Annotated in this window: 24 protein-coding genes and 3 tRNA genes; 14 read left to right on the plus strand and 13 right to left on the minus strand. The window is 69.3% G+C overall.

What is annotated here, in order from left to right; genetic code table 11:
* The first annotated feature begins 37 nt into the window (after positions 1-37).
* The 5 genes from gyrB (at position 38) to DEJ25_RS02255 (ending at position 5,528) form a co-directional block, all read left to right on the plus strand.
* Positions 38-2,056, plus strand: a complete 2,019-nt coding sequence (gyrB, locus tag DEJ25_RS02235) for a DNA topoisomerase (ATP-hydrolyzing) subunit B (protein ID WP_111043630.1) — start codon at positions 38-40, stop codon at positions 2,054-2,056.
* A gap of 112 nt (positions 2,057-2,168) precedes the next feature.
* Complete coding sequence (gene gyrA / locus DEJ25_RS02240; protein WP_181421500.1) at positions 2,169-4,853, plus strand: DNA gyrase subunit A; 2,685 nt, start codon at positions 2,169-2,171, stop codon at positions 4,851-4,853.
* Positions 4,846-5,253, plus strand: a complete 408-nt coding sequence (locus DEJ25_RS02245) for a DUF3566 domain-containing protein (protein ID WP_110902908.1) — start codon at positions 4,846-4,848, stop codon at positions 5,251-5,253. Before gyrA ends, DEJ25_RS02245 begins: the two co-directional genes overlap by 8 nt.
* 72 nt (positions 5,254-5,325) lie before the next feature.
* Positions 5,326-5,402: transfer RNA gene (locus DEJ25_RS02250), tRNA-Ile, on the plus strand.
* A gap of 53 nt (positions 5,403-5,455) precedes the next feature.
* Positions 5,456-5,528 (plus strand) — tRNA-Ala (locus DEJ25_RS02255).
* A gap of 506 nt (positions 5,529-6,034) precedes the next feature.
* On the opposite strand, the gene DEJ25_RS02260 is transcribed toward DEJ25_RS02255, so the two are convergent.
* Positions 6,035-6,595 carry a hypothetical protein gene (locus DEJ25_RS02260; protein ID WP_110902910.1) on the minus strand — a complete coding sequence of 187 codons (561 nt, stop codon included), beginning with the start codon at positions 6,593-6,595 and terminating at the stop codon, positions 6,035-6,037.
* A gap of 114 nt (positions 6,596-6,709) precedes the next feature.
* On the opposite strand from DEJ25_RS02260, the gene DEJ25_RS02265 reads away from it, so the two are divergent.
* Together DEJ25_RS02265 and DEJ25_RS02270 are read left to right on the plus strand one after the other, a co-directional pair.
* Positions 6,710-7,249, plus strand: a complete 540-nt coding sequence (locus tag DEJ25_RS02265; protein ID WP_111043631.1) for a peptidylprolyl isomerase — start codon at positions 6,710-6,712, stop codon at positions 7,247-7,249.
* 5 nt (positions 7,250-7,254) lie between these two features.
* Positions 7,255-8,106, plus strand: a complete 852-nt coding sequence (locus tag DEJ25_RS02270; RefSeq protein ID WP_111043632.1) for a rhomboid family intramembrane serine protease — start codon at positions 7,255-7,257, stop codon at positions 8,104-8,106.
* Between the two features lie 384 nt (positions 8,107-8,490).
* Here DEJ25_RS02270 and DEJ25_RS02275 read toward each other — a convergent pair whose 3' ends face one another.
* Positions 8,491-8,745, minus strand: coding sequence for a cell division protein CrgA (locus DEJ25_RS02275; protein WP_111043633.1), 255 nt, complete (start codon positions 8,743-8,745; stop codon positions 8,491-8,493).
* A gap of 83 nt (positions 8,746-8,828) precedes the next feature.
* Between DEJ25_RS02275 and DEJ25_RS02280 the strand changes: the two genes are divergently transcribed.
* Entirely contained in the window at positions 8,829-9,467 is a 639-nt protein-coding gene (locus DEJ25_RS02280; protein ID WP_110902914.1) for an aminodeoxychorismate/anthranilate synthase component II, read from the plus strand.
* Between the two features lie 71 nt (positions 9,468-9,538).
* Here the strand turns inward: DEJ25_RS02280 and pknB are convergent, their stop codons facing one another.
* From pknB to DEJ25_RS02315, 7 genes are all read right to left on the minus strand, one after another.
* The gene (gene pknB, locus DEJ25_RS02285; RefSeq protein ID WP_258366390.1) at positions 9,539-11,371 is read right to left on the minus strand and encodes a Stk1 family PASTA domain-containing Ser/Thr kinase; all 1,833 of its coding nucleotides are present in this window, start codon (positions 11,369-11,371) and stop codon (positions 9,539-9,541) included.
* Between the two features lie 186 nt (positions 11,372-11,557).
* Positions 11,558-13,285 (minus strand): serine/threonine-protein kinase, encoded by a 1,728-nt coding sequence (locus DEJ25_RS02290; protein ID WP_110902916.1) that lies wholly within the window; start codon positions 13,283-13,285, stop codon positions 11,558-11,560.
* Positions 13,282-14,736 (minus strand): penicillin-binding protein 2, encoded by a 1,455-nt coding sequence (locus DEJ25_RS02295; RefSeq protein WP_111043635.1) that lies wholly within the window; start codon positions 14,734-14,736, stop codon positions 13,282-13,284. The genes DEJ25_RS02290 and DEJ25_RS02295 overlap by 4 nt, the downstream gene beginning before the upstream one ends.
* Positions 14,733-16,172 (minus strand): FtsW/RodA/SpoVE family cell cycle protein, encoded by a 1,440-nt coding sequence (locus DEJ25_RS02300; protein WP_110902918.1) that lies wholly within the window; start codon positions 16,170-16,172, stop codon positions 14,733-14,735. Before DEJ25_RS02300 ends, DEJ25_RS02295 begins: the two co-directional genes overlap by 4 nt.
* Positions 16,169-17,539, minus strand: a complete 1,371-nt coding sequence (locus DEJ25_RS02305; RefSeq protein WP_110902919.1) for a Stp1/IreP family PP2C-type Ser/Thr phosphatase — start codon at positions 17,537-17,539, stop codon at positions 16,169-16,171. Before DEJ25_RS02305 ends, DEJ25_RS02300 begins: the two co-directional genes overlap by 4 nt.
* A 7-nt stretch (positions 17,540-17,546) precedes the next feature.
* A complete protein-coding gene (locus tag DEJ25_RS02310; protein WP_110902920.1) occupies positions 17,547-18,113 on the minus strand; it encodes an FHA domain-containing protein in 567 nt (188 codons plus the stop codon).
* Positions 18,110-18,790 carry a DUF3662 and FHA domain-containing protein gene (locus DEJ25_RS02315; RefSeq protein WP_110902921.1) on the minus strand — a complete coding sequence of 227 codons (681 nt, stop codon included), beginning with the start codon at positions 18,788-18,790 and terminating at the stop codon, positions 18,110-18,112. Before DEJ25_RS02315 ends, DEJ25_RS02310 begins: the two co-directional genes overlap by 4 nt.
* 85 nt (positions 18,791-18,875) lie before the next feature.
* Here DEJ25_RS02315 and DEJ25_RS02320 point away from each other — a divergent pair.
* A tRNA-Leu gene (locus DEJ25_RS02320) sits at positions 18,876-18,962 on the plus strand.
* 148 nt (positions 18,963-19,110) lie between these two features.
* Here DEJ25_RS02320 and DEJ25_RS16935 read toward each other — a convergent pair.
* The 4 genes from DEJ25_RS16935 to DEJ25_RS02335 form a co-directional block, all read right to left on the minus strand.
* Entirely contained in the window at positions 19,111-19,428 is a 318-nt protein-coding gene (locus tag DEJ25_RS16935) for an alpha/beta fold hydrolase (RefSeq protein ID WP_258366391.1), read from the minus strand.
* Positions 19,429-19,464: 36 nt separating this feature from the next.
* On the minus strand, positions 19,465-19,896 hold the full coding sequence (locus DEJ25_RS16940; protein ID WP_258366392.1) for an alpha/beta fold hydrolase: 432 nt from the start codon (positions 19,894-19,896) through the stop codon (positions 19,465-19,467).
* 51 nt (positions 19,897-19,947) lie between these two features.
* A complete protein-coding gene (locus tag DEJ25_RS02330) occupies positions 19,948-20,631 on the minus strand; it encodes an SDR family NAD(P)-dependent oxidoreductase (protein ID WP_111043636.1) in 684 nt (227 codons plus the stop codon).
* Between the two features lie 91 nt (positions 20,632-20,722).
* Positions 20,723-21,580: an NmrA family NAD(P)-binding protein gene (locus tag DEJ25_RS02335; RefSeq protein ID WP_111043637.1), complete on the minus strand. Its 858-nt coding sequence runs from the start codon at positions 21,578-21,580 to the stop codon at positions 20,723-20,725.
* A gap of 99 nt (positions 21,581-21,679) precedes the next feature.
* Here DEJ25_RS02335 and DEJ25_RS02340 point away from each other — a divergent pair, with 99 nt between their 5' ends.
* The 5 genes from DEJ25_RS02340 to DEJ25_RS02360 all read left to right on the plus strand — a co-directional run bounded on the left by DEJ25_RS02340 (position 21,680) and on the right by DEJ25_RS02360 (position 25,209).
* Positions 21,680-22,402, plus strand: a complete 723-nt coding sequence (locus DEJ25_RS02340) for a TetR/AcrR family transcriptional regulator (protein ID WP_111043638.1) — start codon at positions 21,680-21,682, stop codon at positions 22,400-22,402.
* Positions 22,403-22,511: 109 nt separating this feature from the next.
* A complete protein-coding gene (locus DEJ25_RS02345; RefSeq protein WP_111043639.1) occupies positions 22,512-23,348 on the plus strand; it encodes an SDR family oxidoreductase in 837 nt (278 codons plus the stop codon).
* A gap of 37 nt (positions 23,349-23,385) precedes the next feature.
* The gene (locus DEJ25_RS02350) at positions 23,386-24,267 is read left to right on the plus strand and encodes a manganese catalase family protein (protein WP_110902927.1); all 882 of its coding nucleotides are present in this window, start codon (positions 23,386-23,388) and stop codon (positions 24,265-24,267) included.
* Positions 24,268-24,456: 189 nt separating this feature from the next.
* The gene (locus DEJ25_RS02355; protein WP_110902928.1) at positions 24,457-24,639 is read left to right on the plus strand and encodes a hypothetical protein; all 183 of its coding nucleotides are present in this window, start codon (positions 24,457-24,459) and stop codon (positions 24,637-24,639) included.
* Positions 24,640-24,642: 3 nt separating this feature from the next.
* On the plus strand, positions 24,643-25,209 hold the full coding sequence (locus DEJ25_RS02360) for a MarR family winged helix-turn-helix transcriptional regulator (RefSeq protein ID WP_110902929.1): 567 nt from the start codon (positions 24,643-24,645) through the stop codon (positions 25,207-25,209).
* Positions 25,210-25,296: the final 87 nt, after the last annotated feature.

A 25,296-nucleotide genomic window follows, 5' to 3' on the forward strand; every position in this document is an offset into this window, starting at 1 on the left:
TGCGGGCGTTCCGCGCGCAGGCAGGAGCACTCCCGACATGACATCTGAATCTGACGACCAGCGAGACCCGCAGAACGACGAGGCCCAGCCGCAGGAGCAGGCCCCGAAGAGCGAACCATCGTACGGCGCAGACCAGATCCAGGTGCTCGAGGGGCTCGAAGCCGTCCGGAAGCGCCCCGGCATGTACATCGGGTCCACCGGTCCCCGCGGTCTGCACCACCTGGTCCAGGAGATCGTCGACAACTCCGTCGACGAAGCCCTCGCCGGCTACTGCGACACCATCAACGTCACCATCCGTGAAGACGGTGGCGTCCGCGTGGTCGACAACGGTCGAGGCATCCCGGTCGACATCCACCCCAACGAGGGCATCTCGACGGTCGAGCTCGTGCTGACGGTGCTGCACGCCGGCGGCAAGTTCGGCGGCGGCGGGTACGCGGTCTCCGGTGGTCTGCACGGCGTCGGATCCTCCGTCGTGAACGCGCTCTCGAGCGAACTCGACGTCGAGGTCCGCCGGCAGGGACACGTCTGGCGGCAGAGCTACACCGACGGCGTCCCCGTGGCGCCGCTGTCGCAGGACGAACTGTCGGACGAGACGGGCACGACGATCACGTTCTGGCCGAACGCCGAGATCTTCGAATCGGTCGAGTTCGACTACGAGACCCTGCGCGGCCGGTTCCAGCAGATGGCGTTCCTCAACAAGGGACTGCGCATCACGCTGCACGACGAGCGCACCCCCGACGAGGGCGAAGAGTCCCGCCACGACTCGTTCCGCTACGAGCGCGGCCTGGCCGACTACGTCGAGTACCTCAACGGGCAGAAGAAGGCCGACCTGGTCCACCCCGACGTGATCGGCTTCGAGTCCGAGGACCCGGAGCGCAAGATCGCGCTCGAGGTCGCGATGCAGTGGAACACCTCCTACCAGGAGAGCGTCCACACCTTCGCGAACACGATCAACACGCACGAGGGCGGTACGCACGAAGAGGGCTTCCGCGCGGCGCTCACCACGCTCGTCAACCGTTACGCGCGCGAGGCGAAGATCATCAAGGAGAAGGACGACAACCTCACGGGTGACGACATCCGTGAAGGGCTCACCGCCGTCATCTCCATCAAGCTCGGCGAACCGCAGTTCGAGGGCCAGACGAAGACCAAGCTCGGCAACACCGAGGCGAAGTCGTTCGTGCAGCGCGTCGTCGGCACGGAGCTCACCCACTGGTTCGAGAGCAACCCGACGCAGGCGCGCGACGTCGTGCGGAAGGCGATCCAGGCGTCGCAGGCCCGGCTCGCCGCTCGCAAGGCCCGTGAGACCACCCGGCGCAAGGGACTCCTCGAGTCGGGCGGCATGCCCGGCAAGCTCAAGGACTGCCAGTCGAAGGACCCGACCCTGTCGGAGATCTTCATGGTCGAGGGTGACTCCGCCGGTGGCTCCGCCGTGCAGGGTCGCAACCCGATGACGCAGGCGATCCTGCCGCTGCGCGGCAAGATCCTCAACGTCGAGAAGGCCCGGCTCGACCGCGCCCTGGCCAACCAGGAGATCCAGTCGATGATCACGGCGTTCGGTGCCGGCATCGGTGAGGACTTCGACCCGGACAAGGCCCGGTACCACAAGATCGTGCTCATGGCCGATGCCGACGTCGACGGCCAGCACATCACCACGCTGCTGCTCACGCTGCTCTTCCGCTACATGCGTCCGCTCATCGAGCGCGGCTACGTGTACCTCGCGCAACCGCCGCTGTACCGCCTGAAGTGGTCGAACGCAGCCGACCAGTACGTGTTCAGCGACCGTGAACGCGACGCGATGCTGCAGTCCGGCATCGCCGCCGGCAAGCGCATCCCGAAGGACAACGGGATCCAGCGCTACAAGGGCCTCGGCGAGATGGACTACAAGGAGCTCTGGGACACCACGATGAACCCGGACACCCGCACGCTCCTGCAGGTCACGCTCGAGGACGCCGCCGCGGTGGACAGCGTCTTCGCGACGCTGATGGGCGAGGACGTCGAGTCCCGTCGCCAGTTCATCCAGCAGAACGCGAAGGACGTCCGCTTCTTGGACATCTAGGCCGGGAGGCGCGGCGCGAGCCGCGTCGACCCGTCCCGACCCCTCGTGGTCGCGCCCGGCGCGACCAACGGACGACGAGCCTCCAGGCTGTCAAGGAAGGCAACGCAAGCACATGGCTGACGACAACGAGAACGGTGCCGACGAGCCCGAGATCGTGCACGGCTCCAGCGGGGACATCGTCGTCTCCGGTGACCGCATCTCGCAGGTCGACCTGCAGCTCGAGATGCAGCGCTCGTACCTCGACTACGCGATGTCCGTCATCGTCGGACGCGCCCTGCCGGAGGTCCGCGACGGCCTGAAGCCCGTGCACCGCCGCGTGATCTACGCGATGTACGACGGCGGGTACCGACCGGACCGGGCCTTCTCGAAGTGCTCCCGCGTGGTCGGCGACGTGATGGGCCAGTTCCACCCGCACGGTGACAGCGCCATCTACGACGCACTCGTCCGCCTCGTGCAGCCGTGGTCGCTCCGGTACCCGCTCGCGCTCGGCCAGGGCAACTTCGGGTCCCCGGGCAACGACGGCGCCGCGGCCCCGCGGTACACCGAGACCAAGATGGCGCCGCTCGCGCTCGAGATGGTGCGGGACATCGAGGAAGAGACCGTCGACTTCCAGGACAACTACGACGGTCGTACGCAGGAGCCGTCGATCCTGCCGGCCCGGTTCCCGAACCTGCTCGTCAACGGCTCCGTCGGCATCGCGGTCGGCATGGCGACGAACATCCCGCCGCACAACCTGCGCGAGGTCGCTGCCGGCGCGGTCTGGGCGCTCGAGCACCCCGACGCGACGCGTGAAGAGCTCCTCGAGGCCCTGATGCAGCGGATCAAGGGCCCGGACTTCCCGACCGGGGCGCAGATCCTCGGTACCCGCGGGATCGTCGACGCCTACCGGACGGGCCGCGGATCGATCACGATGCGCGCCGTCGTCAGCGTCGAGGAGATCCAGGGTCGCACCTGCCTCGTCGTCACCGAGCTGCCGTACCAGGTCAACCCGGACAACCTGGCGATCAAGATCGCCGAGCTCGTGAAGGACGGTCGTCTCGCCGGCGTCGCCGACATCCGCGACGAGACCTCCGGGCGCACCGGTCAGCGGCTGGTCATCGTGCTGAAGCGCGACGCGGTCGCGAAGGTCGTGCTCAACAACCTGTACAAGCACACGCAGTTGCAGGAGAACTTCGGCGCCAACATGCTCGCGATCGTCGACGGTGTCCCGCGCACCCTGGCGCTCGACGGGTTCATCAGCGCGTGGGTCGACCACCAGGTCGAGGTCATCGTCCGCCGCACCCAGTTCCGCCTGCGCGAGGCCGAGAAGCGTGCGCACATCCTGCGCGGCTACCTGGCGGCGCTCGATGCGCTGGACGAGGTCATCGCCCTCATCCGTCGGTCGCCCGACGTGGAGGAGGCCCGCAACGGCCTCATGGAGCTGCTCTCGGTCGACGAGATCCAGGCCCGCGCCATCCTCGAACTCCAGCTGCGTCGTCTGGCCGCCCTCGAGCGCCAGAAGATCCACGAAGAGGCCGAGGCGCTCGAGCTGAAGATCGCGGACTTCGAGGACATCCTCGCCCGCCCGGAGCGGCAGCGCTCGATCATCATCGACGAGCTCACCGAGATCGTCGACCGCTTCGGGGACGACCGTCGCACCGAGATCATGCTCGGCTTCGACGGCGACATGAGCATGGAAGACCTCATCCCCGAGGAAGAGGTCGTCGTCACCATCACCCGTGGCGGCTACGTCAAGCGCACTCGCAGCGACCAGTACCGCTCGCAGCACCGCGGGGGCCGTGGGGTCCGCGGTGCCCAGCTCCGCGCGGACGACGTCGTCGAGCACTTCTTCGTGACCACGACGCACCACTGGCTGCTGTTCCTCACCGACCAGGGTCGTGTGTACCGGGCGAAGGCGTACGAGCTGCAGGAGGCCGGGCGCGACGCCAAGGGCCAGCACTCGGCGAACCTCCTGGCCCTGCAGCCGGACGAGAAGATCCAGCAGGTCCTCGACATCCGCGACTACGAGGCGGCTCAGTACCTCGTGCTCGCGACCGAGCAGGGCCTCGTGAAGAAGACGGCGCTCACCGACTACGACACGAACCGCACCGGCGGCATCATCGCCATCAACCTGCGCGAGGGCGACAAGCTCCGCTCTGCGTTGCTCGTCGACGAGCACGACGACCTGCTGCTCGTGTCCCGCCACGGGATGTCGCTGCGCTTCACCGCCACGAACGACACCCTGCGTCCGATGGGGCGCTCCACCTCCGGCGTGAAGGGCATGTCCTTCCGCGGGGACGACTCGCTGCTGTCGGCCTCGGTCGTCGCGGACGACGGGTTCGTCTGGGTCATGACGGAGGGTGGCTACGCCAAGCGCACCTCGGTCGACCAGTACCGGATCCAGGGTCGTGGTGGTCTCGGCATCAAGGTGGCGCGTCTGGCCGCCGATCGCGGTGACCTGGTCGGTGCCCTGATCGTCGGCGAGGACGACGAAGTGCTCGTCGTGCTGCAATCGGGCAAGGTGGTAAGGTCTGCCGTGGCCGAGGTCCCAGCCAAGGGCCGGGACACGATGGGGGTCGTCTTCGCGAGGTTCGCGGAGAACGACCGGATCATCGCTGTGGCCCGCAACAGTGAGCGGAACCTGGACGACCAGGAGGACGCCGAGATCGAGCCCGCGGGCCCGGTCGAGACCGTCAGCCCGGACGAAGCGGTCGCCGACGCCGCCGACGCAGAGCTCGTGGAGGAAGTCTCCACCGACGCACTGCCCACCGACGCCGCGCCTGTCGAGGCCGGAGAGGACGAGTCAAGCAATGAGTAGTGTCGCCGAGAAGCTCCAGCGGAAAGCGAAGCGGCCCGTCGGGACTCGTCAGGTCCGACTCCGCCTGGTCTACGTCGACTTCTGGTCGATGGTGAAGCTGTCCTTCCTCATCGCCCTGGCCGGCTCGATCGTGATCGTCGTGGCCACGGCGTTGGTGTGGGTCATCCTCAACCAGACCGGCGTCTTCGACCAGATCGACAGCCTGTTGAAGGACGTCACCGGCCAGAACAGTTACTCGATCATGGACCAGTTCTCGCTCGGCCAGGTCCTCGGGTTCTCGATCGTCGTCGGCATCCTGAACGTCGTCGTCGGGACCGTGCTCGGCGCGATCGTCAGCGTCCTGTACAACCTCAGCGTGCGGATCACGGGCGGCGTGCTCGTGGGCTTCACCAACAACTGACCCGGCCCGGGTGGGTCGACCCACTCGATTTCGCTCAGGCGCGATCGTGGGGTAGGCTTTCATCCGGTCTGAGGGGCTATAGCTCAGGCGGTTAGAGCGCTTCGCTGATAACGAAGAGGTCCAAGGTTCAAGTCCTTGTAGCCCCACCACAACTCAACTCCCGCGTCGGAACTCTCGACGTTGCGTCCGGTCCGGTCGCTCCGGGGCCTTAGCTCAGTTGGTAGAGCGCTGCCTTTGCAAGGCAGATGTCAGGAGTTCGAATCTCCTAGGCTCCACTCCCTCGGCGTGAGCTCTGCTCCGCTCGTTCCTCGTTCCGCCGCGGCCGGCAGTCGCGTCGATCCGCGCCGCCGCTCCTGCGACGCGACGTTCCGTGCGCTGTCCGTCGAGGTTCCAGAATGTGCTGCTCTCGGCGGTCGAGGTGCGCGGATTGTGGAACCTCAGCGATCGGTTCACGGCGTGTTGTGCGACCTCGAGCTTCGACACGACGCGCGTCCGGGGGCTCTGCTGGGGTGCCGTGCTCGCCGGGGCGTCGGTCCCCACGTGGTGTCACCCTCGTCGGTCGCGCCGTGGTCGCGCGACGTGCCGCGCGCTGTCCGTCGAGGTCCCGGAATGTGCTGCTCTCGGCGCTCGAGCTGCGCGGATTGTGGGACCTCGGCGTCGGGGCGGCGGCGAGTCGTGCGACCTCGGGCGGCTCGGGTCGGGGCCGGTGACCGGGCCCCGGGCCCCGGGAACGACGAAGGGCCCCGGCGCAGTGCCGGGGCCCTTCAAGCGAACCAGGAGGTCAGGCGGCGGGCTTGCCCGCGTTGTCCGCGTCGTCGGCGACCCAGAGGTCGTCGTCAGCGCGGAGCGTCTGGTACGCGGCGTACGCAGCACCGGCGACCGCCACGACACCGACGACGATGAGGGCGACCCCACCGAACCCGATGCCCTTCTTCTGCGGGACGGGAGCCTGCTTGAGGAACTTCCCGCCGCGCTTCTGTGCTTCCTTCACGATCTTCTGCACGCGCGGGTCCTTCGCCAGGTCTCCGACGCTGAGCACGGAGCCGGCGGTGGAGATGAGGCCGGGCACCACCTCGGACTGGAAACGGTGCGAAGCGCTCTGCGCTGCAGAGGTCGCGGCGTGCACGCCCGTTGCGACTGCGGGACGGAGCCCGTTGTCGATCGCGTTCTGCACGCGAGGGGCGAGGTCCTTCCGAGCGGCATCTGCTGCGTGCCCCCGGGCCTCGGCCAGGATGGCGTTCGCGTGCTCCAGGACCTTGCGCTGCTCACCGAGGAGCGTCGCGGTCTTGCCCTTGAGCTTCTTGATCTGCTTCCGACGCTTACGCGGGATGTCGATCGACATTCGGTACCTCCATGGGTCGACGTGACCCCATACTGCCACCCGAGCGCCTGACAGGTCACGGAACCCCGGCTGTGCGTCCCGTGCACATCCAGCGGCACATGCGAGAATCAGGTCATGTCTCTGCACACCGCTGTCGCAACGATCCACACCAACAAGGGCGACATCCGCGTCAACCTGTTCGGCAACCACGCACCGAAGACCGTCCAGAACTTCGTCGGTCTCGCGACCGGCACCCAGGAGTGGACGCACCCCGGCACCGGCAAGGTGTCGACCGACAAGCTCTACGACGGTGTCGTCTTCCACCGCATCATCAAGGACTTCATGATCCAGGGCGGCGACCCGCTCGGCCAGGGCATCGGCGGCCCGGGCTACCGCTTCGACGACGAGATCTCCCCGGAGCTCACCTTCCAGAACCCTTACATCTTCGCCATGGCGAACGCCGGCCTCCAGGGTGGCCGTGGCACCAACGGCTCGCAGTTCTTCATCACCACGGTGGCGACCCCATGGCTGCAGGGCAAGCACACCATCTTCGGTGAGGTCGCCGACGACGAGTCCCGTGCCGTCGTCGACGCGATCGAGGGCGTCCCGACCGACGGTCGTGACAAGCCCGTCGAGGACGTCGTCATCCAGAGCATCGACGTCGAGGACGTCTGAACCGAGTGACCGACTCCACCTCGGCTTCGCCCAACACCTGCTACCGGCAGCCGGACCGGCCGAGCTTCGTGCTCTGCCAACGCTGCGGGCGGACCATCTGCCCGGAGTGCCAGACGCCGGCAGCGGTCGGGGTGCACTGCCCCGAGTGCGTGCGTGAGCAGCGGGCGAAGTTCACCGAGAACCGTCGTGCGTCCGGTCCGAGCAGCCTGACCGTCGCTCGGCGCCGGTTCGCGATGCTCGACCAGAAGGCGACGGTCGTCCTGATCGCCGTGTCGGTGGTCGTGTGGCTGCTCGACCGGGTGTCCGGCGGGTTCCTGAGCCAGTGGCTCGCGTACAACTCGGCGCTGCTCCCGACGCAGCCGTGGCGAATCGTGACCGTGCTCTTCGTGCACTCGACGTTCCTGCACCTCGCCTTCAACATGTGGGCGCTGTTGATCTTCGGTCGGATGCTCGAGAACATGCTCGGGACGTGGCGGTTCCTGGCGCTGTTCTCCATCGCCGGGGTCGGCGGCTCGGTGCTCGTCACCTTCCTGGCACCCGGTACCTGGGTCGTCGGGGCGTCTGGCGCGATCTTCGGGTTGTTCGCGGCGTTCTTCGTCCTGCAGCGCAGCCTCGGCAACAACGCCGTGTCGCTCCTGGTCGTGATCGGCCTGAACCTGGTGATCGGTTTCCTGCCCGGCACGAACATCTCGTGGCAGGCGCACGTCGGTGGCATCATCGCCGGCTTCGTCACCGGGTTCGTGTTCGCCCGGACGCGCAACGTCCGGCAGCGTGGCCTGCAGGTGGCGCTGCTCGGACTGGAGGCCGTGGTCGCCATCGCGCTCTGCTTCGTCGGGTACGCGGTCACCACCGGCTGACGCCTCAGCACACTCCGGCCCCGACGGCTTCGCAGAACGCCCCACCGCTCGCTTCGGTGGGGCGTTCTGCATTGGCGACCGACCGGTGCGGTCGGACGCCGGAGCGAAGCGCACATCAGTTCTCCACACCTGCCGCCCGAGTTCTCCACACCTGGGGACAAGTCCGTGAGTTACACCGGTGTGATTATCCCCAATGTGGAGGAGCCTGTGGAAAACCAGGCATCGGGGGTGGGGACAGGTGTGTGGAGAACTGCACGATCTGTGGACAACGCGCCCTGAGCCTCCCGGCTGGCGATGCGCGGCACCCGCAGCTTGTGGAAAGACGACGACGCCCGCCGCACCAGGAGTGGTGCGACGGGCGTCGAGGGAGTGCGGAGCAGGCGGTCAGCGCCACCGCGTCGTCATCAGGAACCCGACGAACATGATGCCGAAGCCGATCAGGATGTTCCACGAGTTCAGCGACGGGACCGGCAGCGTGCCGCCGGAGACGTAGAAGACGATGACCCATGCGAGTCCGATCAGCATGAAACCGAACATGACGGGCTTGAACCAGACGGGGTTCGGCTGGTCCCCCGCGGTGTCGACCGAGTCGGCTCGGGTCGTCCGGGCGGGCTGGGTGCGGTCCTTGTCCATGGCCATGGCCGGTATCCTACCGTCACCATGCGTGCGTTCCCGCCCCGTCGGACGGGACTCACATCACACACGAGTACGGTGGACGGCCCATGACCAAGATCCTCGTCGTCGACAACTACGACAGCTTCGTGTACACGCTGAACGGCTACGTGCAGCAGCTCGGGGCGGACACCGACGTCGTCCGCAACGACGCGTTCCCGGTGGGCGAGATCGCCGATCGCATCGCCGAGTACGACGGTGTGCTGCTGTCTCCCGGCCCGGGTACCCCGGCCGACGCCGGCGTCTCGATCCCGACCGTGCGGGCAGCCATCGCGGCTGACAAGCCCCTGCTGGGCGTCTGCCTCGGGCACCAGGCGATCGCAGAGGCTCTCGGAGCCACCGTCACGCACGCCGACGAACTCATGCACGGCAAGACGTCGCAGGTCGACCACGACGACAGCGTGCTCTTCGCCGGCGTCCCGCACCCCTTCACGGCCACGCGGTACCACTCGCTGGCGATCGTCGACGGCACGGTGCCCGACGAACTGACGATCACGGCCCGGACCGCGGGTGGCGTCATCATGGGCGTCCAGCACCGCGGCGCACCGGTCTACGGCGTGCAGTTCCACCCAGAGTCCGTCCTGACCGAGGGCGGGTACCGGATGGTGGGCAACTGGCTCGAGACTGCCGGGCTCAGCGGCGCAGCCGAGCGCGCAGCCGGTCTCGGTCCGCTCATCTCCGGACGCTGACCCGATCCCTGGTTCCCGGGTCCCCGGACTCGCGGACTGACCACTCGGAGGCGCAGAGGCGCTCCCAGCCGTCAGCCGTCGTCGCCCTGGTTCAGGGTCGCGCCGCCGCCGCCGGTCGTGCCGCCGTTGTCGGCTCCTCCCTCGGAGGGGGCCGCTGGCTGTCGTGACGGCTGACGCTGGGGCTGTGCGGTGCCGGCGCAGTAGGTCAGGGTCACGCTGCTGCCCTGGGCGACGTCGCCCGCGGGGACGCTCTGCTGGGTCACCGTGGTGCCCGTGCAGGCGTAGGTCGGCGCCGGCTGTACCGTGAGCCCGAGGCCGGCGAGGGTCGAACGGGCGGTGTCGAACGGCTGCTGCGTGACGTCCGGCAGCTGGACCTTGCCGTTGGACACGACGAGGTTCACGACCGAGCCCTTCGCCTGGGTGCCGCCCGACGCCGGGTCGCTGCTCAGGACGGTCCCTTCCGGAACCGTCGGCGAGTAGTCCGAGCTGACCGCTCCGACCGAGAAGCCGGCGGACTCGAGGGCCTTGGTCGCAGCGTCCTGCGTCTGCGACTGGACGTCGGGGACCGCGATCTGCTCCGGCCCCGTCGAGACGATGATGCGGATGTCCTGGTCCCGCGCCACGGAGGTACCGGAACCCGGGATCGTCCGGATGACGTCGTCCTCGTCCACGTCGTCGGACGGTTCGTCGTCGCGGACTCCCTTCAGACCCCGTCGTTCGAGTGTCGCCTGGGCCTCGTCGAAGGTCTGGCCGGACACGCTCGGGACCTTGATCGAGGAGCTCACCGGCGGCTTGCCCGGCTCGAGGTTCGCGACGAAGTAGGCCACGGCGGCGATGACGGCGATGGTCAGGACGATGCCGAGCCAGATCCAGGCGACCGGTGGACGGTTCTGGGTCCGCTGGGGACGGCGCTCCTGCGTGTCGTCGAGCTCGCGGAACGTGACGTCGGCAGTGGCGGCGGCGCGGGGGTTGACCCCGAACAGCAGTGCGGCGTCGTCCGCGGCGGCGGCCGCGAGCTTCTTCTTCGAGATCGGGACGTGGCCGGCGGCCGCCTGCTGCAGGTCCCGGCGGAACTCGGCGGCGTTCTGGAACCGGCGGGTGCGGTCCTTCACGAGGGCGTGCAGCGTGACGGCATCGAGGGCCGGTGACACCGTCGACGTGAGGGTCGACGGAGGGACGGGCTGCTCGCTGACGTGCTGGTAAGCCACGGCCACGGGCGACGCGCCCCGGAAGGGCGGGTGCCCGGTGAGCAGCTCGAACAGCACGATGCCGGTCGAGTACAGGTCGGTGCGGGCGTCGACGACCTCGCCGCGGGCCTGCTCCGGCGAGAAGTACGACGCAGTGCCGAGGATCGACGTGGTCTGCGCCACCGTGGCCGAGGTGTCGGTGATGGCACGGGCGATACCGAAGTCCATCACCTTGACCTGGCCCGAGTGGGTGATCATGACGTTGGCGGGCTTGATGTCGCGGTGGACGACGCCTGCGCGGTGGGAGAACTCGAGCGCGGTGAGGATGCCCTCGACGATGCGCGCGGCCTCTTCCTGCACGACCGGACCCTCCGCGACGATCTCGCTCAGCGGGCGGCCTTCGACGTACTCCATCACGATGAAGGGGACCTGCACCTCGGCGCCGGAGTTCTCGCGCACGGTCTCTTCACCGGCGTCGTAGACCCGGACGATCGTCGGGTGCGCCATGCGGGCTGCGGCCTGGGCCTCCTGCCGGAAGCGCGTGCGGAACGCCGGGTCGTTGGCGAGGCTCGGCTTGAGCAGCTTCACGGCCACTCGCCGGCCCAGTCGGGTGTCGGTGCCGACGTGCACGGTGGCCATGCCGCCGCGTCCGATGACGTCACCGATCTCGTACCGGTTGGCGAGGAGCGTGATCCCCGCGGTCACACCTTCAGGCACGTACTCCTCCGAATGTCCGTCCGGGCAAGTCTACGGCAGGGGTCTCTGGAGGGACGCTGGCTGACGGCGCTCCGCGAGCAACCGTTACCGGAACGTGGCGGGGCCCCGACACGTTCCGTGTCGGGGCCCCGGGCGGTGGCGCGTGTGGCGCGTCAGTCCTGCGGCGTCGCCGTCGAGCTCGGCGCGTCAGTCCTGCGGCGTCGCCGTCGAGCTCGGCGCGTCCGTGGGCTCCACCGGTGCCACCCACGTGGCCGTGGCCGGGTCGGAGCTGCTCGACGCGGCGAGGTTCCCGCACGTGACGGTGTACGACAGGGTGACGTCGTCGCCGGCCTGGTCGGCCTGGATGTCGACCGAGGTCTCCGAGGTGTCGCCGCTCGTCGCGCCGCTGGAGTCCTTGCCGCCGGAGACCGTCCACGAGTACTTCGAGACGGTGTACCCGGTCGGGCAGGTGGCGGTCGACCAGCTGAACGTCACCGCTCCGGTGGCGGAGACCGCGCCGGCGCTCGGGGTGTTCGGCTTGTTGACCGACGGCGGAGCCGTGAACTCCCGGAGGGTGATCAGCGTGCCGTCCGACAGGCTGCCGGTCGGGCTGATCGACTGCACGGTGTTCGCCTGCTCGGCGGTCTCGGCGGGGTCGCCGTCCTGGACCCGGACCGAGAAGCCCATGCCCTGCAGTTCACCCTGGACCTGGTCCGTCGGGCGCCCCACGAAGTCGGCCGGGTTGATCGTCGTCCGGACCTCCGTCGGGGTCGCCGAGGGTTCCTGACTCGGTGTCTGCACCTGGGACGGGGTGGCGCTCCGGCTCGGCGTCGTCGGCTTCGGGTCGGGGTCGCCGTTCGCGAAGACGAGCACGCCGATCACGATCGCGGCGATCACCACGACCGCGCCGACGAGCCACCAGATCCACGCGCGGCTCTTCCGCTCGTCGGTGTCCTCTCCGGGGCCAGCCGGGCTGCCCGGAGCGCCACCACCGACGACCGGGGCGTTCGCCTGGGTGCCGATGAGCGCGGTCGCCGCGTCGTTGCCGGGCGGCGGGTTGAACGCCACGGTCCCGGCGCCGCCGATGGCCGGTACGGCGACGGTCGCTGCGGCGACGTCGCCACGACGGAGGGCCTGGGCGGCGCGGGCGAGGTTGGCCGCGGTCGCCGGGCGGTCGGCGGGCTTCTTCGCGATGCAGGACATCACGAGGGCCGCCACCGGCTCCGGGACGGTCCCCGGGAGCGCGGGCGGCTGGTCGTTGATGTGCGCCATCGCGATGGCGACCTGCGACTCACCCGTGAAGGGTCGACGACCTGCCAGGCACTCGTACGCGACGATGCCGAGCGAGTACACGTCCGTGGACGGGGACGCCGGGTGGCCGCTCGCCTGTTCGGGCGAGAGGTACTGGACGGTGCCCATGACCTGGCCGGTCGCGGTGAGCGGCACCTGGTCGGCGATGCGTGCGATCCCGAAGTCGGTGATCTTGACGCGGCCGTCCGGGGTGATGAGCAGGTTGCCCGGCTTGATGTCGCGGTGCACCAGGCCGACCGCGTGCGCTGCCTGCAGGGCGTTCGCGGTCTGGGCGACGATGTCGAGGACCTTGTCGACGGGCAGGGTGTGCTCGCGCTCGATCATCGTCGACAGTGCTTCGCCGGGGACGAGCTCCATCACGAGGTAGGCGCTGCCGTCTTCCTCGCCGTAGTCGAACACGTTGGCGATGCCCTCGTGGTTGACGAGTGCGGCGTGCCGGGCCTCGGCGCGGAAGCGCTCCAGGAACCCGGGGTCGCCGAGGTACTCGTCCTTGAGGATCTTCAGGGCGACGGTGCGCCCGATGACGAGGTCAGTCGCCTGCCACACCTCTCCCATGCCGCCGATGGCGACTCGGGAGGAGAGCTGGTACCGCCCACCGAAGGTGAGTCCGCTGGTGGGTCTCATTTGTTCAGCACCGCCTCCATGACCTTCTTCGCGACGGGAGCCGCGACCGTGTTGCCGACTCCGGACTGCCCGAGCCCGCCGCCGTTCCCGACGACCACGGCGACCGCGACCTCGGGGTCCTTGGCGGGGGCGAAGCCCGTGAACCAGAGTGTGTAGGGATCGCCCGTGCCGCCCTCGGCCGTCCCGGTCTTGCCGGCGACGTCGACCCCGTCGATCTTCGCATTCGTTCCGGTCCCCGCGTTGACGACGCTCTGCATCGCCTCGGTCAGGTCGGAAGCCGCGTCGGACGACAGCGGGGCGCTGTACTGCTTCGGCGAGAACGAGTCGACGGTCTTGAGGTCGCTCGTCTCGATCGAATCCACGAGCGACGGCTGCATGACGCGGCCGCCGTTCGCGATGCCGGCGGACACCATCGCCATCTGCAGCGGGGTGACGCGGTCGCTGGCCTGGCCGAACGAGCTGAGCATGAGCTCGGCCGTCGACTCGGGCTCCGGGTACTGGCTCGGGGTCGCCGAGGTCGGGACGTCGATGACGCTGCCGAAGCCGTACTCGTCCGCGGTCTTCTTGATGGCCTGGTACCCGAGCTTGCGACCGAGTTCGGCGAAGGGGATGTTGCACGAGTACTGGATCGCGACGCGGAGCTTCACCTCGTCGCCACCACCGCAGCTGCCGCCCTCGGCGTTGTTGATCCGTGAGCTGCTGCCCGGCAGGGTCAGGGTCGACGGGTTCGGGAGCGTCGAGTCGAGCGTGTAGTCCCCGCTCGCCAGTGCCGCGGAGGCGACCACGAGCTTGAACACCGACCCGGGCGTGTACAGGTCGCCCGCGATGGCACGGTTCGCCAGCGGCTTGGACGCGTCGGACTCGAGCGCCTCGTAGCGCGCGATGACGTCCTTCGTGTCGTGCGACGTGAGGGTGTTCGGGTCGTAGCCCGGCTTCGACACCATCGCCAGGATCTTGCCGGTCTTCGGCTGGATCGCGACGACCGCACCCGTGTTCGCACCGAGGGCGTCGTACGCGGCCTGCTGCACGTCGGGGTCGATCGTCAGGTTGACGTTGTCGCCCTGGACGTCCTGGCCGGTGAGGATCGCGTTGAGGTTCTGGAAGAACGAGTCGTCGCTGTTGCCGGACAGCACGGCGTTCTCTGCGCTCTCGATGCCGGAGTTGCCCTGGCCGATCGTGAAGTGGCCGGTGACTGCCGAGTAGAGCTCGCCGTTGTTGTACTTGCGCTGGTACTGGTACTGGTCGTCGACCGCGGTGGACTCGGCGATCGGCTTCCCGTCGACGAGGATCGCGCCGCGCTTGGTCGAGTAACTGTCCAGGATGGTTCGGGAGTTCCGGCTGTCGGCGCGGAGCGAGTCCGCCGCGAAGAACTGGATGGACGTCGTCGACACGAAGAGTGCGACGAACATGAGCACGACGACGGTCGAGACGCCGCGGAGTTGGCGGTTCACCGGCGCTCCTTCCTGGACCGGCCACGGCCGGTGTTGCCCCGCTCCGACAACGCACCCTGTTGGATGCGCTGTTCGGCGGGGATCGAGTCGGTCAGGCGCAGCAGCATCGCCGCGATGATCCAGTTCGCCACGAGGGACGAACCACCCGCCGCCATGAACGGCGTGGTGAGTCCGGTGACCGGGATGATCCGGGTGATGCCGCCGACGACGACGAAGACCTGCAGGGCGATCGTGAAGCCGAACCCGATGCCGAGCAGCTTCCCGAAGTCGTCCTGGGCCATGAACCCGACGCGGATGCCGCGGGAGACCAGGACGACGAACAGACCGAGGACCGCGAAGACGCCGATCAGACCGAGCTCTTCACCGATCGAGGCGATGATGTAGTCGGCGTTGGCGACCGGCGTGATGTACGGGCGGCCCTGCCCCAGTCCGGTGCCCGTGATGCCGCCGTTGGCGAAGCCGAACAGGCCCTGCACGAGCTGGTAGCTGCCCTGCGTCTGCCGCAGGAAGATCTGCTGGTCGAACGGGTCGAGCCACTGCTCGAACCGGCCCTGGACGTAGACCAGGACGCTCGCCGCGACGAGGGCGCCGCCGACGAAGAGGACGAGGCCGATCACGACCCAGCTGAGCCGGGCGGTCGCGACGTAGATCATCACGAGGAACAGGCCGAAGTACAGCAGCGCCGTGCCGAGGTCGCGCTGGAACACCAGCACGCTCATCGCCACACCCCAGATGATGAGGATCGGGCCGAGGTCACGGGCGCGCGGGAACGTCATGCCGAGGAACTTCCGGCCGACGATCGACAGGCTGTCCCGCGCGGTGACCAGGTAGCCGGCGAAGAACAGCGCCATCGTGATCTTCGCGAGCTCGCCCGGCTGGAACGAGAACGGTCCGATCCGGATCCAGACCCGGGCACCGCCGATGTTCGTGCCGATGCCGGGCAGCATCGGCAGCAGGAGCAGCACGATCGTGAGCAGCATGAAGATGTACCGGTAGCGCTGCAGGAACCGGTGGTTGCGCACGAGCAGGATCGTCGCGATCGCGAACACCATCGCGAGCAACGTCCAGGCGATCTGCTTCACGCCGATGGCCGCCCAGCCCTCGACGCCGTTGTGGATGTCGATCCGGTAGATCTCGGCGATGCCGATGCCGTTCAGCACGAGCGCGACCGGGAGGATGAACGGATCGGCGTTCTTCGCGACGATCCGCAGGATGACGTGCATCACCAGCGCGAGGCCGAGGATCGAGGCCGCGGTCCAGAGCACCGAGGTGTCGAAGACCCGGCCCTTGGTACCGAGTTGCACGAGCACCATCGCCCCCGCGCAGATGCCGCATGCGATGACGAGCAGCACGAGCTCGAGGTTCCGCGCGCGGGCCGGCTCCCGCAGCTTGATCGTGATCGCCTGGGTCAACGAGGGTGCGGTCGTGGCGCTCATCGTGCGCTCCTCGACGGAGAGGGTGACGGGGTACGGGGCGTCGCGGACCCGGAGGGGGAGGCGGACGGTGACGACGTCGGGGAGTCGGCCGAGCCTCCCGTCCCGCTCTGGTCCTGGCCGGTCGCGGCGGCGGTGCGCAGGCGCTCGACGATCGCTCGCGCGTCCTGCAGCGAGGTCGCGTTGATCGTCGACCGGACGTTCTCACGCGTGTAGTCGGGGAGCTCGGTCAGCGCGATGTCGGTGTCCTCGTAGACATCGGACAGCGCGATCGGGCCGATCGACTGCTGGACGCCCTTGTAGATCGCGACCGAACCGCGGTCCGTGCCCACGTAGTAGTGGTCCTGCACGATGCGGTAGCCGAGGAAGAGTGCGCCGACGAGGGCCAGGATCGCGACGACGAGCGCGATCGACCACGAGACGCGGCGTCGGACCCGGCGGCGGCGGTCCTCGGCGATGAGTTCGGCGAAGTACTGGTCCGACTCGGGCTCGAAGTGCGAGTCCTCCGGAGCGCTCGAGACCTTGAGTGGGTGGAGCAGGATGGTGGGGAGCCGGATCGGCTTGCGGCCGGTGGACGCCTCGAAGGTGAGGGGGGCTGCGGCCGAACCGACCGTCGTGGCCGCGTCGTCGTCGTCGCCCGGCTCGGAGTCGGTGACGTCGAGCACGACGACCGTGACGTTGTCGGGCGCACCGTGGTCGAGCGTCTCCTTGACCAGACGCTGCGTCACCTGGTTGGCGTCCATCGTCGACGCGAGCGCGTGCCGGATGCGCTCTTCCGCCAGGTAGGACGACAGTCCGTCGGAGCACAGCAGCCACCGGTCGCCCGGGCGGATGTCCATGATCGCGGTGTCGACCTCCGGCGCGGCGTCGACGTCGCCGAGCACGCGCATCAGGACCGAGCGGCGGGGGTGCACGGCGGCCTCTTCGGGCGTGATGCGGCCGCTGTCGACGAGACGCTGCACGAACGTGTGGTCAGCGGTGATCTGCTGCAGTTCGCCGTCACGCCAGCGGTAGATGCGTGAGTCGCCGATGTGGGCGATCGCCAGCTGGTCGCCGACCCGGATCATGGCGCTCACCGTGGTGCCCATGCCGGTGAGTTCCTGGTGTTCGAACACCGTCTCGGTGATGAGCTGGTTCGCGGCGATCAGTGCGGACTGCAGCGCGAACTCGGCGTCGTGCGCGGACGGGAACTCACGGTCGACCTCGCGGATCCGCCGGATCGCGATGGCTGAGGCGACGTCACCGCCGGCGTGCCCGCCCATGCCGTCGGCCACCGCGAACAGGTGCTGCCCGGCGTAGCCGGAGTCCTGGTTGTTCGCGCGGATGCGTCCGACGTGGGACACAGCGGCGCTCAGCGTGCGAGCCGTCATCCGGGGACTACCGCCGCAGCTCGAACGTCGTCGTCCCGATGGTGATCGGGGTGCGTTCCGCCACGGTGGTGGGAACGGTGACCTTCTGGCCGCCCACGAAGGTGCCGTTGGTCGACCCGAGGTCGGTCAGCACCCAGGCACCGCCCTGCAGGTCGAGCCGGGCGTGGTTGGTGGAGGTGTAGTCGTCGCGGATCACGACGTTGCTCTCGCTGGAGCGGCCGATCGTGATGGGGCCGCCGCCGAGGGGCATCTCCATGCCCTCACGAGCACCTTCGGTGATGACGAGACGGGTGGCGACCGCTCCGGAGGGGGAGGCCGTCGGGGTGTTGGGCTGGCCGATCAGCTCGGTGAAGGCGCTGGGCGACGCCCCGGAGGCTGCGGCGGCGGTCCCGGCACCGGCCGGCATCGGCGGCGTGGTCGGCGTCGACGGGCCGGCCTTGGGGTCGGTCGGGATCGCACGGACGCGTTGGCCGAAGAGGTCGCTGCGCAGCGCGAAGACGATCACGAAGACGAACAGCCACAGCACCGCGAGGAACGCGAAGCGCAGGACGAGCAGAGTCAGGCCCGTGGTCATCGCGCACCTCCGTCGTTCTCCGGGATCACCCGGAACACCATACGGGTCCGACCGATCTCAATGGTTGAGTCCGGCTCGAGGATCGCCTGACTGAAGCGCTCACCGTTGAGTTTCGACCCGTTCGTCGACCCGAGGTCGTTCACCTGCGCGTGCTTGCCGTCCCACAGGACCTCGACGTGCTTGCGGCTCGTGCCGGTGTCGGCGACCGTGATGTCGGCGTCCGTGCCGCGGCCGATGACCGTGCGGCCGCGCTGGAGACGGTGGCGCTGCGAGCCGATGTCGAGGACCGCGACCCAGGCGACGTCACGTTGCACCGTCGTCGAGTCGATCTCGAGGATGCCGGTGGAGAGGGTGCCGTCCTGCTGCAGACGGATGGTGACGGGGCCGGAGAACGAGTAGTTCTGCGCCACCGCGTGCTGCTGCACCCGCTGCGTGAGCTCGTCGATGAGCGGCCGCCCGACGTCGTTCATCCGGGTGTGGTCCGGCGGAGCGAGCCGCACCGTGAACTCGTTCGGCACGAGGATGCGCTCGCGGGAGACCACGGCAGCCTTGGTGTCGAGTTCACGCCGCAGTGCCGCGGTGATCTCGACCGGCTGCACACCGGAGCGGAAGGTCTTCGCGAACGCGCCGTTGACGGCGCGCTCCAGCCCTCGCTCGAAGTTGTCCAGTAAGCCCATGGTCCCCACGTTCTCGGTCGCTGACCTCTGCATGGTAGTGGTTGGCTCCGGGCACCGTCTGTGCATGGTAGTGTTCTCGTCGCTGGCGCGAGTGGCGGAATTGGTAGACGCGCACGGTTCAGGTCCGTGTGCTGGAAACGGCGTGGGGGTTCAAGTCCCCCCTCGCGCACCAGGGCTCTCCGATGGAGAGCAGCACGACGAAGGCCCCGATCGAGAGATCGGGGCCTTCGTCGTTCGCGGCGGCTCGTCGGTCGGTCGTCGTGGCGGTAGGTCGTCGTGCGCCGTGTGCGCCGCCATCACGCCCCGAGCGTGCGCCGCCATCACGCCCCGAGCGCTGCCGCGACCTCCCGCGCCGTACCCGCCGGGTGGAGTGCATGGTCCTCCGACTCGGGGACGACCACGAGCCTCCCGGTCGGCAGGAGTTCCGCGAGCCGGTCGGTCGCAGTCACCAGGAACGGCCAGGTCCGCCCACCCCGCAGGACGGTCACCGGCATCGACACGGCCGCCATCACGGGGGAGGGCACCGGCGTCTCGGCGGTGATCGTCCCGTCGTACACGGTCGACTGCGCGACGGCGACGAGGGCCGGCCACATCGGTGCGTGCCGGATCTGTTCGATGACCTCGTCGGGCAGGCCCACGGCCTCGCGCTGGAAGAGGACGACGGCGTCCTCGGGTCACCCGGCGTCGAGGTGTGCCTGCAGTCGGTCCACCAGGTCCGGGGCCTGCGGCGGGCGGGAGTCCTCGAACGCGAAGGGCGGCTCGGAGAGGAAGAGGTGGTCGACCTCGAGTCCACCGGCCGCCGCACGGAGGGCCAGGACGGCGCCCGAGGAGTGCCCGAGCGCGGCACGGATGCCACCGGCGGCCGCGGCGACGGCGATGAGGTCCTCGACCTCCCGTCCGGGCGCGTACGGCCACGTGTCTCCGGATCCGCCGCGGGCACGGCGGTCCAGGACCACACCCCGGAGGCCCGCCTCGGCGAGGGCGTGCGCGAGTGGTCGGGCGGCGTCGGCGGTGCTGAACGCCCCGCCGACCACGACGACTCCGGGGGCGTCGGACGGGCCGACGGCCTCCCAGGAGGTGCCATCGGCGGAGTGGACCTGCTGCATGGCGGCAGTCAACACCCGCCCGTCGCGCGGCGGAAGAGACGTGCCAGCCGGTCAGACGGTGACGCTCCCGAGGACACGATGGGCGATCGAGATCGACTCGCCGGACACCACCGACAGCGGGGAGGACAGGAACGCGACCAGGTCAGCGATCTGCTGCGGGCTGGACTGGCCGCCGGCACCCGGTCGGACCTCGGCGTCGGGCTGGTCGGTCACGGTGCCCGGGTTGACGACGTTGACGGTCACGCCGGTGCCCGCGGTCTCGTCGGCCAGGTTCTTCGCGATCACGTTCGTCGCCGCGTTGCGCAGGGAGGTCGTGATGTTCCCCGAGAGGTAGGCGTTCTGTCCACTGACGACGACGATGCGGCCGAAGCCGGCCCGGCGCTGCGCGGGCAGGACGGCGTTCGCCACGCGGAGGAACCCGAGGGCCTTGCCGTCGACGGCCGCGGCGACCTGGTCCGGGTCGGAGCGGCGCTCGGGGTCGAGGGTGTTCGCCGCCGGGGCCGCGGTGACCACGAGGACGTCGATGCGCGCATGGTCCTCGAGCACGCGGGCGACGGCGGTGTCGACCGATGCCCGGTCGGCGGTGTCCATCGCGACGCTTCCCGGGGCGTCGGCGGTGCGGGAGGCGACGACGACGGTGGCGCCCTCCTGGCGGAGGCGGTCGACGACGGCCGTGCCGATGTACCCCTTCCCGCCGACGACGAGTGCGACACGGTCCTGCAGCTGGAGATCCACGTCGTGGACGGTACGCCGGTGCCCGTTCAGGTGCCGGACGGGAGGCCCGTGCCGGGCCCGCCCCGCGCCTCCCGTCCGGCGCCGCGCGCGATCAGTGCGCCCGCAGTGCGTCGGCGAGGACGTCCTCGATGCTCCGCGGCTCGCGGCCGAGGAGGTCGGCGAGCATCGGGTCGACCGTGGCGAACTCGCCGTCACGTGCGGCTGCGAAGAACCCGGTCATCATCGGGGTGAACGCCTCGGGGAGTCCGCCGGCGACGAGTTCTGCGCGGTACTCGTCCTCGTCGACCACGGTCCGGGTGAGGGTCCGACCCGTGACCCGCGAGACGATCTCGGCGAGCTCGTCCATGTCGAGCGCCCGGGACGCGGTGAGCGGCGGGGTGGTGCCGTGCAGGCGGTCGGGGTCCGTCAGGGCGATCGCGGCGGCGACGGCCAGGTCCGCCTGCGCCGTCCAGGCGACGGGACCGTCGGCGGGCAGGCGGAGCTCGCCGGTCCGGAGGCCGGCGCCGAGCATGAAGGGTGCGCTGGAGGCGTGGAAACCGTTGCGGAGGGACGTGGTGGCGATGCCGGTGGTGGCCAGGTCCTGCTCCGTGGCGGCGTGCTGCCGGGCGGGACCGAAGTGGGAGTCCGGGGAGGTCGCCATGTGTGCGGTGTAGACGATGTGTCCGGCGCCGGAGGTGACCGCTGCCTCGACGGCGACGCGGTGCGGCTCGGGGTCGGCCGGCCCGGAGACGATGAGCACCCGGCTGGCGTCCGCGAACGCCGTGGGGAGCGTGGCGGGCTCGGTGAAGTCACCCCGTCGGACCTGCACGCCCCGGTCGGCGAGCCGGCGTGCGGCGTCCGACCGTGGGTCGCGGACGCTGACGGCGAGTTCCCGGGCGGGGACGTGTTCGAGGAGGTGGGCGACGACTGCCCCGCCGAGCTGTCCGGTGGCTCCGGTGACGATGATCATGGCTGCTCCGATCGTGTTTCCAGTGGTAACACGAGGAAAGTATCATTGGAAACGCCATGAGGGAAGCGGCGATACCACCGCCTCGGTAGCATCGGAACCATGAGCCCCGCACCGGATCCGCGCACCCGCATCGTCACCGCGGCCGCACGCCTGCTCGCCGAGGACGGTGTCGCCGCGGTCACCACCCGGAGCGTCGCGCTCGCCGCCGGTGTCCAGGCGCCGGCGATCTACCGGCTCTTCGGTGACAAGGACGGCCTGCTCGACGCGGTCGCCGAGCACGTCCTGGCGGAGTTCGTCGCCGCGAAGACCGAGCACGCCGCCGCCGAAATCGGCGGCGGCGGGGACCCGGTCGCGGACCTCCGCGACTCGTGGCGGGTGCAGGTGGCCTTCGGGCTCGCCAACCCCGCGCTGTTCCGTCTGCTCTACGCCTCGGACCGCGACGACGACTCCCCGGCGGTCGCTGCCGGACTGGAGGTGCTCCGTGCGCGGGTGCACCGGGTCGCCGCCGCCGGACGCCTCCGCGTGCCCGAGGAGCAGGCGGTCGCGATGATCCGCGCGGCCGGCGCCGGGTCGATGCTGACGATGCTCGCCGGCGGACACGGCGCCGGACCCTCGTTGCCCGAACTCATGCTCGACACGGTCCTGGCCGCCATCGTCACGGACCCGCCCGCATGGGCAGGCGGCGACCCTGACGAGGGAGCGTCGATGACCCTCGCTGCGCTGCAGGCCGTCCGTGCCGCCGCTCCGGCACTCCCCGGGCTCACCGACCCCGAGCGGGCGTTGCTGCAGGAGTGGCTCGGACGGGCGACCACCGCCTCCTGACCGGCGGGCACGCGGTGCCCGTCCGCGTGATCTGAACACTCCGGACGGCCGTCCAGCGACGCCCGCCGACCATGACCCCCTGCACGATGACCTTCGTCCAGGGAGTGACATGAGCGATCAACAGCAGCAACCCCCCGGTTCCGAGCAGGCGATGGGACCGAAGCCGGACCACGGCGAGACCAGCTACAAGGGATCCGGCAAGCTCGCCGGCAAGAAGGCCGTGATCACCGGCGGTGACAGCGGTATCGGCAAGGCGGTCGCGATCGCCTTCGCCCGCGAAGGTGCCGACGTCCTGATCTCCTACTTGCCCGAAGAGGAAGAGGACGCGCAGGAGACCAAGCACTGGATCGAGGACGCCGGTCGCAAGGCCGTGCTCTTCCCCGGTGACGTCAGTGACCCGGCCTACTGCCGCAGCATCATCGACACCGCGGTGTCCGAGCTCGGCGGCATCGACGTGCTGGTGAACAACGCCGCGTACCAGATGACCCACGAGACGCTCGAGGAGATCACCGACGAGGAGTGGGACCACACCCTCGCGACGAACCTCAGCGCCTACTTCCACCTCGTCAAGGCAGCACTGCCGCACCTGCAGTCGGGCGCCTCGATCATCGGCACGAGCTCGGTGAACTCCGACAACCCGGTGCCGACCCTGCTGCCGTACGACGTGACCAAGGCCGGGATCGCCAACTTCTCGGCCGCGCTCGCGCAGCTCGTCGGGGAGCGCGGCATCCGCGTGAACAGCGTCGCGCCCGGCCCCATCTGGACGCCGCTGATCCCCTCGACGATGCCCGCCGAGCAGGTCGAACAGTTCGGCACCCAGACACCCCTCGGTCGCGCCGGACAGCCGGCAGAGCTGGCCCCGGTGTACGTCCTGCTCGCGAGCGACGACGGCAGCTACGTCTCCGGTGCGCGCATCGCGGTCACCGGCGGCACGCCGATCCTCTGACCCGTCCACCCGAACCGAACAGAAACAGGAGAACGATTTGTACTTCCACAAGCAAGAGCTCCAGTTCAAGGCGACCCCCGACAAGCCCGACGCGATCTACGCGCGGAAGCTCCAGGAGGTGCTCGGTGGTCAGTACGGCGAGATCTCCGTCGCGCTGCAGTACCAGTTCCAGGCGTGGAACATGCACATCCCGGGCAAGTACCGCGACATGGTGTTCGGCATCGGCGCCGAGGAGATGGGCCACGTCGAGATGCTCGCGACGATGATCGCCCAGCTGCTCGAGAAGTCCCCGCTCGGCATCACCGAGGACGCGCTGCAGGACGACCCGACGGTCGCCGCGATCGTCGGTGGCACGGACGTCCAGCACGCCATCGTCGCCGGCGCCGGTGCGCGTCCGGTCGACAGCATGGGCAACCCGTGGCAGGGCTCCTACATCACGGCCAGCGGCAACCTGCTCGCCGACTTCACGGCGAACGAGAACGCCGAGATGCAGGGCCGCGTCCAGGCCGCGCGGCTCTACCACATGACCGACGACCACGGCGTCCGGGACCTGCTGAGCTTCCTCATCGCCCGCGACACCATGCACCAGAACATGTGGGCGACCGCCGCCGCCGAGCTGCGCGAGCAGGGCCTCGAGACGCTGCCGGTCCCGAGCAACTTCCCGCAGAGCAAGGAGAACCAGGAGGTGCACTACCAGTACCTCAACTTCTCCGACGGTGCCCAGGCGAAGGAAGGCTCGTGGGCGAGCGGCCCGTCGTTCGACGGCAAGGGCGAGTACTCGTACCACGACGGCCCCACCACCTCGGTGCCGATGCCGCCGCCCACGCACCCGGACGCGCGCCTCTACGGCACGACCGAGCTGCCGAACACGGTCGAGAAGATCGCCGGCACGGTGCAGGACAAGCTCAACAAGGAGTAGTCCGTCCCGCTCCACGCACGAGCCCTTCCTCCGCTGGAGGAGGGGCTCGTGTGCGTCCGCGGGGGACCGCAGTCGTTCGGTGCGCGAACTGTACAAGTGGCAAAACTGTTTGTTGCCCTCACAGTTCACGATGTGAAAGAGTTTGCTCGTCCGGACGGACAGCAGACCCTCGACGAGGAAGGCGCACCCATGCAGAGCACGTACCACAGCACGTCGCACGACACTCGGTTCGGCGGCTCCCACCCGCGAGTGGGACTCACCGATCCAGCCGTCATCGAGGCCTGGGTCGCCCAGCGGATCCAGGACCCGTCGCTGCTGTCCCGCCGCACCGAACTGTCCTACGCCGACTTCTTCGTCGCTCCGGCCGCCTGACGCATGCCGCTGACCGTCGTCCGCCGCGAGCACGTCCACCTCTACGCCCGCGAGCCCCGCACCCGGTCCGCCAAGACCGCGGTCGACGCCCTGCTGCGGCTGCAGCACGCCGAAGAGGACCAGCTCGAACGTGCCCGCGGTGAGAGCGGTCTGACGAAGAACGAGTTCCTCACCGTCCGCTACATGCTGCAGGCGCACCGCGACGGCCGGAGCATGGGCCCGAAGGACCTGGCCGTCATGCTGTCGGTCTCGAACGCCTCGGTCACCAAGATCGTCGACGGCCTGGTCGAGAAGGGCGACCTGCTCCGGGTCCCGCACCCCACCGACCGGCGGGCGCAGGTGCTCGAGCCCACGGTGCAGGCCGCCCGCAAGATCGACAAGTCGTACGAGATCTTCCACGAGGCCGTGGTCGAGGTCATCGACCACCTCTCGGCGGAGGACAACGAGGTCCTGGCGCGCTGCCTGGCGCAGATCACGGCCGCACTCGACGCGGGCCTGCCGACGCCGGTGGACGAGTACACGGTCCCGCAGGCCGGCGCTGACGCCGGCGAGTCGGCTGCCGGTTCCTGACACCCACCGGACGGGAGGCACGTCACCGGTGGTGATCCGGGCCTCCCGTCCGCCACTGGCCGCGAAAACCTTCCAGCGGTAAGTTGG

The organism is Curtobacterium sp. MCPF17_011 (genome assembly GCF_003234145.1).
Taxonomy (GTDB): Bacteria; Actinomycetota; Actinomycetes; order Actinomycetales; family Microbacteriaceae; genus Curtobacterium.

What these genes read in the sequence shown, in the direction of transcription:
- gyrB (WP_111043630.1), top strand. Translation starts at nt 38, where the DNA reads ATGACATCTGAATCTGACGACCAGCGAGACCCGCAGAACGACGAGGCC.
- gyrA (WP_181421500.1), top strand. Translation starts at nt 2,169, where the DNA reads ATGGCTGACGACAACGAGAACGGTGCCGACGAGCCCGAGATCGTGCAC.
- DEJ25_RS02245 (WP_110902908.1), top strand. Translation starts at nt 4,846, where the DNA reads ATGAGTAGTGTCGCCGAGAAGCTCCAGCGGAAAGCGAAGCGGCCCGTC.
- DEJ25_RS02260 (WP_110902910.1), bottom strand. Translation starts at nt 6,595, where the DNA reads ATGTCGATCGACATCCCGCGTAAGCGTCGGAAGCAGATCAAGAAGCTC.
- DEJ25_RS02265 (WP_111043631.1), top strand. Translation starts at nt 6,710, where the DNA reads ATGTCTCTGCACACCGCTGTCGCAACGATCCACACCAACAAGGGCGAC.
- DEJ25_RS02275 (WP_111043633.1), bottom strand. Translation starts at nt 8,745, where the DNA reads ATGGCCATGGACAAGGACCGCACCCAGCCCGCCCGGACGACCCGAGCC.
- DEJ25_RS02280 (WP_110902914.1), top strand. Translation starts at nt 8,829, where the DNA reads ATGACCAAGATCCTCGTCGTCGACAACTACGACAGCTTCGTGTACACG.
- DEJ25_RS02290 (WP_110902916.1), bottom strand. Translation starts at nt 13,285, where the DNA reads ATGAGACCCACCAGCGGACTCACCTTCGGTGGGCGGTACCAGCTCTCC.
- DEJ25_RS02300 (WP_110902918.1), bottom strand. Translation starts at nt 16,172, where the DNA reads ATGAGCGCCACGACCGCACCCTCGTTGACCCAGGCGATCACGATCAAG.
- DEJ25_RS02305 (WP_110902919.1), bottom strand. Translation starts at nt 17,539, where the DNA reads ATGACGGCTCGCACGCTGAGCGCCGCTGTGTCCCACGTCGGACGCATC.
- DEJ25_RS02310 (WP_110902920.1), bottom strand. Translation starts at nt 18,113, where the DNA reads ATGACCACGGGCCTGACTCTGCTCGTCCTGCGCTTCGCGTTCCTCGCG.
- DEJ25_RS02315 (WP_110902921.1), bottom strand. Translation starts at nt 18,790, where the DNA reads ATGGGCTTACTGGACAACTTCGAGCGAGGGCTGGAGCGCGCCGTCAAC.
- DEJ25_RS16940 (WP_258366392.1), bottom strand. Translation starts at nt 19,896, where the DNA reads ATGCAGCAGGTCCACTCCGCCGATGGCACCTCCTGGGAGGCCGTCGGC.
- DEJ25_RS02335 (WP_111043637.1), bottom strand. Translation starts at nt 21,580, where the DNA reads ATGATCATCGTCACCGGAGCCACCGGACAGCTCGGCGGGGCAGTCGTC.
- DEJ25_RS02340 (WP_111043638.1), top strand. Translation starts at nt 21,680, where the DNA reads ATGAGCCCCGCACCGGATCCGCGCACCCGCATCGTCACCGCGGCCGCA.
- DEJ25_RS02345 (WP_111043639.1), top strand. Translation starts at nt 22,512, where the DNA reads ATGAGCGATCAACAGCAGCAACCCCCCGGTTCCGAGCAGGCGATGGGA.
- DEJ25_RS02355 (WP_110902928.1), top strand. Translation starts at nt 24,457, where the DNA reads ATGCAGAGCACGTACCACAGCACGTCGCACGACACTCGGTTCGGCGGC.
- DEJ25_RS02360 (WP_110902929.1), top strand. Translation starts at nt 24,643, where the DNA reads ATGCCGCTGACCGTCGTCCGCCGCGAGCACGTCCACCTCTACGCCCGC.